Origin of the sequence: Cellulosimicrobium cellulans (assembly GCF_042723955.1) — a bacterium.
GTDB classification, from domain to species: Bacteria; Actinomycetota; Actinomycetes; order Actinomycetales; family Cellulomonadaceae; genus Cellulosimicrobium; species Cellulosimicrobium cellulans_H.
In genome coordinates this window covers 1-5416 of record NZ_JBHXIC010000072.1, presented here as the reverse complement: position 1 = coordinate 5416, position 5416 = coordinate 1, and the positions used below count along the sequence as shown (strand labels likewise).

Below are 5416 nucleotides of genomic sequence, written 5' to 3'. Positions count from 1 at the left end.
CCGCCCCCGCACCCCCGCCCCCGCCCCCCCGCCCCCCGGGCCCCCGCCGCCGGGTCGCGCAGCCCGCGCCCCGCCCCCCCCCCCCCCGGCCCGAGGTCGTCCACGGCGTCCAGGGCAAGGCCATGCTGGCGGTCGCGCGCGTGCTGCCCCAGCCCGCCCGCGCCGCGTTCCACGGCTGGTTCTACGCCCCGGTGCCGGCCTCGCTCGCCGTGGAGCGTCCGTCGTCGTCCCCGCTGCGGTAGCCGTTGACCTTGTGCGTCCCGTCGCACCACGGGGGGATCGCCGTGCCGCCGCACCGGCACAGCGCGACGGTCGCGCGGTGCCGCTCGATCTCGTTCCCCTCCTGGTCGACGAGGCGGGCGGGGCCGCGGACGAGCAGCGGGCCGTCGGGGCAGGCGGTCACGACGACCTCCTCCGGGCGGACGCGCGGCTCCCCCGTCACCGCGACCCCTCCCCGGTCGCACCGCGCAGCGCGGCCGCCGAGTGGGCGGCGCAGCGGATCCGCGTCCCGCGGTACGGGACTCCCCCGCCCACCCGCCATCCGAGGGCGACCCACGCGCACACCGCCCGCTCGAGCACCCACGCGGGCGCCCACAGCGCCGCGGTCGGCGGCCAGGCCGTCGCTCCCCCGGCGCCGCGCCGCCCCGCCTCGGCGACGAGGACCGCGCTCCCGAGCACGACCACGACCACGGCCGCCCACGCCGCGCGCCGCCCGCCGTCGGAGCGCGCCGCCCCGACGACGCACGCGGCGAGGGCCGGGGCGAGCGCGAGCTCCCCGGCGAGCCGCGCCGGCTGGGCCTGCGAGTCGTACGCCTGCCGCACCCGCTGCTCCCAGAAGGTGCGGAGCCCGGGTGGCCGACGGGTGACGAAGAGGTCCGGCCGGTGCTCCACGCGCCCGCCCCGGGCCAGCACGGTGCGCTCGAGCTCGAGGTTCTCGAACAGCACCCGGGCGTCGTACCCCTCGGGGCCCAGCGCGTCGCGCCGCAGCACGACCGTGCCCGACCAGTCGTGACCGAGCGCCCGGTTCACGAGCGAGCGTGCGGTGTCCCAGCGCGCGTGCCACGGCATCGGGTCGAAGACGTTCTGCGGCACGACGACGTCCGCGCCGTCCAGGGCCGCGAGCGCCCGGTCGAGCGTCGCGGCGTCCCACCGCACGTCGTCGTCCGCGAGGACGACCACCGGGGTCGACACGGTGGCCAGCGCGGCGAGCACCCCGACGACCTTGCCGTTGCACCTCGGCGGGGGCGGCGGGACGGCGACCGTCCGGGCGGCGTCGTGCCACGACGCGCCGTGGAGCGCGCGCACCGGGGCGGGCGAGCCGTCGGCGACGACGACCCGCACGTGGCTCGCGAGGCCCGCCAGGTACCGGGAGAGCTCCACCGTCGCGCGCTCGTCGAACCGGTCGCGGCGCAGCGGGAGCACGTAGGTCACGTCAGGCACGCGGGCGGTCACCGTCCTCGGCGGTTCCCCCCGGCGCCGGGCTCACCGCGACGGGCTCGAGCGGCGCGCGCAGCGCCGACCCTCCCGCCTGCCAGCGCTCGAGCGCGTGCGCGGCGACGTCGCCCTCGACGGCGAGGCACGCGGCCGCGCCCAGCAGGACGTCGTCGCGCAGCGCCGGTTCCTGCTCGACGAGGCGGCCCGCGAGGTCGCGCGCCGCGATCTGCTCGTGGACCGCGTCCGCCTCCACGTGCTCGTCGAAGTACCAGGTCGTGTCCGCGTCGTGGCCGAGGCGCCGGAACCCGTTCCCGTAGAGGCGGCTCGGCACCGACGACGTCATCTCGAATGCGGCGAGGTGCCCGACGATCGCGCCGCGCAGACGGCGGTGCAGGCCGAAGAGGGACATCGTGTTGACCGCCGCGAGCACCACGGCGGGCACCAGGTCGACGTAGCGGCCGTAGGCGTCGTCGAGCCCGACCCCCCGCATCGCGCGCGCGAACAGCTCCGCGTGCATCCGCCCGGGGCGGCCGCCCCCGTACTCGTCGGCCTGGATCTCCACGAGCGCGGCCTTGGGCGTCCCGGCGAGCCGGGGCACGGCCCACGTGTGCGGGTCGGCCTCCTTGAGCTGGTACAGCGACTTGAGCGCCAGGAGCTCGCGCGCCTGCTCCGCGTCCGCGCGCTTGGCGACGTAGCGCGAGAGGCTCGGGCCGTCGTCGGCGGCGGCGAGCTCGAAGAGCCGCCGGGCCATGCCCGCCGCATCCGTCTCCGCGCACTCCGGCCGGCCCGCGCGCTCGCGCACGGCGGCCTCGAACGGGGTCTCCAGGCGCGCGCGGACGGCGAGCAGCGCCGGTTCCCACTCCCACGCGTCGTCGACGCCGTCGACCCCGCGGTAGTGCAGCTCGTAGAGGACCGTGAGAGCGAGCTGGACGTCGTCGTCGCGCAGGACCCGTCCGGCGGCGGCGTCCAGCGCGGCGGGGAGAGCCTCCCGGACGGGCCGCAGCCGCTCGGCCGCGTCGTCCGCGGGTGCGCCGTCGACGAGCACCGCCAGGAGCGCCGCGGTCAGCGGGCCGCGCGGTCGCGGCAGCGGCAGGCGACCCGTGCCCGGCGCCGCGGGGGCGTCGGGCACGGGGTCGCTCGCTGCCGGGGCGGTCGGGGACGCCGGTGCGGTGTCCGAGGCCTGGGCGGGGACGGCGGTGGAGGTCATGCTGGGGCTCCTCGCGCTCGCGCGGACGGCGCCCCTGCTCGACACCACCGCCATGCTCCCCAGGGTCGGCCGCGCTCGCGAGCCGAGAGGCTGCTCGCGAGCGTCTCGGCGCCGCGTCAGCCCTGCTGGGAGCCCTGCGGCGACGTGGCGGACGTCCCGTGCTCGGTGAGCTCGGCGAGGAAGCGGTGGCACTGCTGCGCCCGCTCGGAGTCCTCCGCCATGACCTTCTCGAAGAAGGCGGCGATCTCCTCCTTGCCCGCGTTGCGTGCGTCGCGCACGTACTGGCCGTAGTCGTGCCCGGCCTTGAGCGAGTGGTACTGCACCGAGATGAGGTCGAACGTGACGTCGTCGAACCCGGTCTCTCCTGTGGCCATGATCGAAAAACCTCCTGCGCCCGGGGGCGCCGTGCGGCCGGGCGACGCCCGGCACGGTGGCGGCCGGCTGCTCGACCACTCCCACCGTCGCAAGGCTGCGGTCGCTCGCAACCGCGGGCCGGGGGTGCTCCCCAGTTGTGTGCGCGGGACGTCGACCTACGGTGGGAAGTGGTCCAGGAGGTGGCCGTACCGGCGGAGCGAGAGCCCGGCACGGCCTCTGCTCCGTCGCCAGTCACGCCGCACCAGCGCGGCGACGACGACGGGAGTCCGACCATGAGCGAGACGAACGTGCCGTACGGCTCGGGGCCCGGTTCGCCGGGTGCCGGGACGTCGCAGGGAACCGGGGAGAGCGGCAGCAGCGCGTCGACCGGGGTGAAGGAGCGCGCGAGCGAGGCCGCCTCCCACGTGGGTGACGCGGGCCGCGAGGTCGCGCAGGACGCGAAGGAGAAGGCGCGCGACGTCGCGCACGAGGCGACGGACCGCGCACGCGGTCTCGTCGACGATGCCCGCACGGGGCTCACCGACCAGGCGCGCACGCAGCAGGAGCGCCTCGCGGGCGGGCTCCGCTCGCTCGGCGACGAGCTCCGCCAGATGGCGGACGGCACCGAGGACCCCGGCTACGCGACCGACCTGGTCCGACGTGCCGGGGACGCCACCGGGCAGGTGGCGCAGTGGTTCGAGGACCGCGAGCCCTCGTCCGTGCTGCACGAGGTCGAGAGCTTCGCCCGGCGTCGTCCGGGCACGTTCCTCCTCCTCGCCGCCGGTGCGGGCCTGCTGGTCGGACGGCTCGTACGCGGCATGAAGGACGCGCCGGACACGGGCTCGGACCGCGCGGACGACGCCTCCGGCGTCGGCACGACGGGCACGCGCGGCGCGCACGCCGCCCCGGTCGGGACGTCGACGGGCAGCGCGGGGCTCACCGGCGCGACCAGCACCACGGGCCTCACCGGGACCACCGGCACGGGCACCACGGGCCTGGGCGGTTCGACGGGCGGTACCGGCACGGGCGGGACCGGCACGCTCGGCGAGCCCGACATCGGGACCGCCGGCGCGTACCCGGGCCTCGCGAACGACCGGCTCGCGCAGGACCCGGACGTGGCGACCTCGGCGGAGGGGGACCCGACGCCGCCGACGTTCCCGCCGACGACGCCCGGCACGGGTGCCGCCCGACCGGGAGGTGGCCCCGATGTCGTACACCCCTGACCCGTTCGCCGCGGCGCCCAGCGCCCGGCACACGGCGGGCAGCGGGCCCGACCCGGGCGCCCCGCCCGCCCCGGCGACCGCCGCGGGCACCGCCGGCCCGACAGGGACCGGCGAGCAGCAGAGCGTCGGCGAGCTCGTCGCCGAGGTGAGCCGCGACCTGTCCACCCTCATGCGGCAGGAGGTCGAGCTCGCGAAGGCCGAGGCCAAGCAGTCGGCGCAGCGCGCCGGGAAGGGCGCCGGGATGCTCGCCGGCGCCGGGGTGGCGGGCCACATGGTCCTGCTGTTCCTCTCGGTCGCGCTGTGGTGGGCGCTCGGCGCCGTCATGGGGCGCGGCTGGTCGGCCGTCGTCGTCGCGGTGCTGTGGGCGATCGTCGCCGCGGTGCTCGCGGCGCGCGGACGCAAGGAGCTGCGCACGGTCGAGGGCATGCCCGAGACGACGGACACCCTCAAGAGGATCCCGAACGCCGTCCGAGGACACGAGGAGAAGAACTCATGAGCAGCACCGATCCCGAGGAGATCCGCGCCGACATCGAGCGCACGCGGACCGAGCTGAGCCGGGACGTCGACGCGCTCGGGGAGAAGGTCAAGCCCGGCAACGTCGCGCGACGCCAGGTGGACCGCGTGCGGTCCGGCGTGACGAGCGTCAAGGACCGTGTCATGGGGAGCGCCCACGACACGGTCGGCTCGGCCCACGACACGTCGCACGGCGTCGCCGAGCGCGGCCGCGAGGCGGCCTCCTCGGTGGCCGACTCGGCGCGCAGCACCGCGTCCTCGGTCGCCGAGACCGTCGGCTCCGCGCCGCGCGCCGTGCGCGAGCAGACGCAGGGCAACCCGCTCGCGGTGGGCCTCGTCGCGTTCGGCGTCGGCCTCGTCGTCGCCTCGCTCCTCCCCTCGACCCGCGCCGAGCAGCGCGCCGCCGTCGGGGTCAAGGAGAAGGCGGCCCCGCTCGTCGAGGACGTGAAGTCCACGGCGCAGGAGGTCGTGCAGGACCTCAAGGAGCCCGCGAAGGAGGGCGCGGAGGCCGTCCGCGACGCCGCGAAGGACGCGGCGCAGTCCGTGGGGCAGCACGGCAAGGAGGCCGCGGCCGACGTCCGCGACCAGGTCAAGGAGGGCTGAGGCCCGACGCACCGCGAGCGGGGGGGGGGCGGGGTGTGGCGCGGTCGCGGGCGCGCCGCGGGCGGGTCTGCGGGCGGGCGGC

7 protein-coding genes are annotated in these 5416 nt (G+C 77.5%); 3 read left to right on the top strand and 4 right to left on the bottom strand.

Annotated features, from left to right (window positions below; all coding sequences use genetic code 11):
* Positions 1–181 precede the first annotated feature (181 nt).
* The 4 genes from ACFWH7_RS16440 to ACFWH7_RS16425 form a co-directional block, all read right to left on the bottom strand.
* Complete coding sequence (locus ACFWH7_RS16440) at positions 182–442, bottom strand: CDGSH iron-sulfur domain-containing protein (protein ID WP_378217943.1); 261 nt, start codon at positions 440–442, stop codon at positions 182–184.
* Positions 439–1440, bottom strand: coding sequence for a glycosyltransferase family 2 protein (locus ACFWH7_RS16435; protein WP_378217941.1), 1002 nt, complete (start codon positions 1438–1440; stop codon positions 439–441). Before ACFWH7_RS16435 ends, ACFWH7_RS16440 begins: the two co-directional genes overlap by 4 nt.
* Positions 1433–2641 carry an iron-containing redox enzyme family protein gene (locus ACFWH7_RS16430; RefSeq protein ID WP_378217939.1) on the bottom strand — a complete coding sequence of 403 codons (1209 nt, stop codon included), beginning with the start codon at positions 2639–2641 and terminating at the stop codon, positions 1433–1435. Before ACFWH7_RS16430 ends, ACFWH7_RS16435 begins: the two co-directional genes overlap by 8 nt.
* 116 nt (positions 2642–2757) lie before the next feature.
* Positions 2758–3015, bottom strand: coding sequence for an acyl carrier protein (locus tag ACFWH7_RS16425; RefSeq protein ID WP_378217937.1), 258 nt, complete (start codon positions 3013–3015; stop codon positions 2758–2760).
* Between the two features lie 273 nt (positions 3016–3288).
* Between ACFWH7_RS16425 and ACFWH7_RS16420 the strand changes: the two genes are divergently transcribed.
* Genes ACFWH7_RS16420 through ACFWH7_RS16410 form a run of 3 tightly spaced genes read left to right on the top strand, consistent with a single transcriptional unit; the run spans position 3289 to position 5334 of the window.
* Positions 3289–4218 (top strand): hypothetical protein, encoded by a 930-nt coding sequence (locus tag ACFWH7_RS16420; RefSeq protein WP_378217935.1) that lies wholly within the window; start codon positions 3289–3291, stop codon positions 4216–4218.
* Entirely contained in the window at positions 4202–4714 is a 513-nt protein-coding gene (locus tag ACFWH7_RS16415) for a phage holin family protein (RefSeq protein ID WP_378217933.1), read from the top strand. Before ACFWH7_RS16420 ends, ACFWH7_RS16415 begins: the two co-directional genes overlap by 17 nt.
* Complete coding sequence (locus ACFWH7_RS16410; RefSeq protein WP_378217931.1) at positions 4711–5334, top strand: DUF3618 domain-containing protein; 624 nt, start codon at positions 4711–4713, stop codon at positions 5332–5334. The genes ACFWH7_RS16415 and ACFWH7_RS16410 overlap by 4 nt, the downstream gene beginning before the upstream one ends.
* The last annotated feature ends 82 nt before the right edge of the window (positions 5335–5416 follow it).

Bases quoted from the DNA above. Each gene is read 5' to 3' on its own strand.
- ACFWH7_RS16430 (WP_378217939.1), bottom strand. From the start codon at position 2,641: ATGACCTCCACCGCCGTCCCCGCCCAGGCCTCGGACACCGCACCGGCG.
- ACFWH7_RS16410 (WP_378217931.1), top strand. From the start codon at position 4,711: ATGAGCAGCACCGATCCCGAGGAGATCCGCGCCGACATCGAGCGCACG.
- ACFWH7_RS16415 (WP_378217933.1), top strand. From the start codon at position 4,202: ATGTCGTACACCCCTGACCCGTTCGCCGCGGCGCCCAGCGCCCGGCAC.
- ACFWH7_RS16420 (WP_378217935.1), top strand. From the start codon at position 3,289: ATGAGCGAGACGAACGTGCCGTACGGCTCGGGGCCCGGTTCGCCGGGT.
- ACFWH7_RS16425 (WP_378217937.1), bottom strand. From the start codon at position 3,015: ATGGCCACAGGAGAGACCGGGTTCGACGACGTCACGTTCGACCTCATC.